General features: G+C 41.6%; 3 protein-coding genes. 2 read left to right on the top strand and 1 reads right to left on the bottom strand.

Going from position 1 to position 3239, the window contains the following annotated elements; translation table 11 throughout:
• Positions 1 to 377 precede the first annotated feature (377 nt).
• Positions 378 to 749, top strand: coding sequence for a hypothetical protein (locus BLV54_RS14830; RefSeq protein ID WP_090572366.1), 372 nt, complete (start codon positions 378 to 380; stop codon positions 747 to 749).
• 255 nt (positions 750 to 1004) lie between these two features.
• Here BLV54_RS14830 and BLV54_RS14825 read toward each other — a convergent pair whose 3' ends face one another.
• Positions 1005 to 2669 (bottom strand): cation:proton antiporter, encoded by a 1665-nt coding sequence (locus tag BLV54_RS14825; protein WP_090572365.1) that lies wholly within the window; start codon positions 2667 to 2669, stop codon positions 1005 to 1007.
• 430 nt (positions 2670 to 3099) lie between these two features.
• On the opposite strand from BLV54_RS14825, the gene BLV54_RS14820 reads away from it, so the two are divergent.
• Positions 3100 to 3239 (top strand): transposase (locus BLV54_RS14820; protein WP_218132435.1); only part of this gene is annotated, 140 nt, incomplete at its 3' end.

The raw sequence follows: 3239 nt of genomic DNA, 5'->3' as shown, positions 1-3239 counted from the left end.
CACCAAAGAATCAATCGGGTTGCCTGAACCTGATTAACTTTATATGTCAGAGCTTAACTTTCTTTCAGGTTGTCCAGTTACAGGGAGCCACATCACTACGATTAGTCACACTATCAGACATAAAGCTTAATTTGTAGGCATTTCTTGGTGTCAGCACATGCTCCCGGCGGCGCCAGCCGTACTGATTTCATACATTCAATTTAGCCCAACTAAGAAATCAAGAATTATGAAGACCTTACACATTCTGAAAAACCGATAGAATGCTCTATGTATCTCACTGCTGCTTGGATAAAAATAATTTAAACATGTTGAATGTTTGTTAATATTTGTTAATAACAGCGAGATTCCTTTTATTTATCTATCTAAGAAGACTCATCGTGCAAACAAAGACATTCTTCATAAGCCTGCTCATTCTTGTTTTTCTGGCTTCCATCGCTCCTGTAACCTCTGAGTCGCTCAGCCCAGTTAATACCGAGACGAAAACAAACACTCCCCCAGATCATAAAAAAATGGCTGAATACTATGAAAAAGAAGCTAAAGAAATGAATGCAAAAGCGGATGAGCAAAAAAAGCTGCTTGATGAATATGATCTTCATAGCTATTACTATGGTCGAGAGGGCCAGATTTTCCAGTCCCATCATGAGGCCTTATTTAACAAATATAAAAAAGCAGCAGAGCGAAATAGAGAGATGGCTGCTGCTCACAGGAAAATGGCAAAAAAAACGTTAAATAAGCACCTCCTATTTTAGGAAATTACTTTTTAAAGTAAGCAGGTAATCATTTTGATCCATCTACTTCTACTTTTTGGTTGATATCTGATTAAATAAGAATAATTATGAATTTCTGCTCTGAATTAATAAAATACTAAAAGCTGAGGGATGAAATGAGACCGATTGAAGTGGATATTAATAATCCCTTATTGCCCACTCAATCAAGTGTTACCGCCAGGATGTAGCAGCAATTCTGCAGGTAAATTGCTCTAAAACAGGCAAATCCGGATGTGGTCATGATATTTTCTCCTGATCTTCAATTTCCTGCACAAGATAATCGACTGCATGATCTGCCGCTTCCTGAAAAATATTGACTACCCTCGTTACACCCGCCTGCTGTAAAGCCAAGGCACGCTCATCATCCCGAGCCAAGCCAACGATACGCCCTTTAAATCCTGCTTCTTTGAGTGCGTGAAGTAATGCCCGATTAGCACTCCATTCTGGAATGGTCGTAACAATCCATTCAACGCTTGCAAATGGTAATGAACTGAGAAAGGCAGGATCTTCCGCATCTCCGTAGCGTACAGGCAGATTCCGATGCCTCAGTGTTCTTATGGCTTCAGGATCGAAATCGACTCCTAGCACTCCAACACCATGGTTATGCAGTTGTGTCAGCACTCTAGCTCCATATCGCCCCAATCCAAAAATAATGATCTTGGTGTTATCTACCATTGAACGTTGCCGCTCAATTGAAATTTCTCGATAGGGCCGAGTTCGCTCGAAAATACCCAGGAGAATTGCAAGAAACTCATATAGACGCTGTGAATTCATAATCATATAAGCGGAGAATGTAATCGTGACAATACCTACCAACGTAACTAGGCCGAGCATATCCTGTTCCAGATAGCCGAGAATGATACCCATGGCTATAAAGATGATTGAAAACTCACTTATCTGAGCCATCGTCAGGCCTGTTTGAAAACTGGTTCGTTTGCGGTATCCCATATATCCCATGATGATCATCACGATGATCGGCTTACCAATCAGTACGAACACAGATAACACAGCAGCAGGCCACAGCTCTCCACTTAATGTAGAAAAATCGAGCTTTGCACCTAAATCAATGAAAAAGAAAAGCAATAGGAAATCGCGAATCCCCGTTAGGCGGGCATAAATCGCATCACGAAAATAAGTAGAGGCCAGGGAAAAACCTGCCACGAATGCGCCTGCCTCCTTTGAAAAACCGGCCCATTCACCCATAGCTGCAAGTGCCGTCCCCCAGGCAATGGCAAAGATTAGCAACATTTCTTGCGACCGAGCTACGAGTCTTATTAATGGTGGCATGACATACCAGATAGTCACAAATAAAAGCAGCGAAACTAAGCCGATACGTAAAATAAGAAACAAAGCAACATCTATCCATCCACTCAAATCGCTTGCTTCTGTATCATTCCCTAATGCACTTACACTCATCATGGCCAGAATTGCAGCAATATCCTGCACTATCAAAATGCCGATCGCGATACGTCCATGCAGAGAATCAATCTCTCGGTCATCGGTTAACAGCTTGACAATAATGATTGTACTGGAGAAAGAAAGTGCGATCGCTATATAAACAGCGGCCTGCCAGTTCTTACCAAGCAGGATAATCAATAGAAAACCTAATAGCGTAGTAATAACTAGCTGTGCTGTTCCTACAGCAAGAGCAATGGGACCGATATGGCGTACATGCTGCAAATCCAGTTTCAGTCCAACTAGAAAAAGCAAAATAGCTATACCAATTTGAGCCAGAAGATCAATTTGGTTATGCGCTCCAACTAACTCGAAGCCAGCTGGCCCTGCAATAATACCTGCCATAATATAGACAACGAGCACCGGCTGTCGAAAATGAACAGCCATCACCCCAATAATACTTGTGGTAAACAATAGAAATGCCAACTCTTCGAAGGGTCCGTGCATCTGATTACCTTATTTCCATTCTTAAATGATATACACTCAGTGTAAGCTGCTCATTTTCCAAAATATAGATATGGACGAGTTATAGAAACTTAGTGAAACGGGTGATCAAAAATATTTCAGATGCAATTTCTACTTTCTTTGCTTAACCAGGCGTGACTGCTTTAATTGCCCGAAGCACTCATTCCGGAAATAAATCCGGAAAGGGGTTACGTCTTGTAACTCAAAAAATGCCAGTACTACCTCTATAACGTTAATCGAGTCAATATTCTGACATTTTCTAGAATGACATGCCTAAGAAACTGTTTGGAAGTTCTGAGAGCTAGCTGATGTAGCGATTTTTGCTGTTTGTTAACATTCACCATTTTATGAATCAACCAAAAAACGGAAGAAGCGTTATCCGAGCAACCTAAGCTCTGGAGCGTGGTATTACTTGAAACCCCACCTACCGGTATCAGCAGTAGGAAGGCCGAGAGAGGTAAGTCTACGCCAGGTAGTAAATGCAATTTTGTATGTTTTAAAAACAGGTTGTCAATGGCGGCAACTACCCCGCGAGTTCCCGGCTTGGAGTGC

The sequence above is a fragment of the Nitrosomonas sp. Nm33 genome (assembly GCF_900107265.1).
In the GTDB taxonomy this organism is placed as follows: domain Bacteria; phylum Pseudomonadota; class Gammaproteobacteria; order Burkholderiales; family Nitrosomonadaceae; genus Nitrosomonas.
The sequence above is the reverse complement of the archived record's forward strand: the minus strand, read 5'-3'. Positions and strand labels throughout refer to the sequence as shown.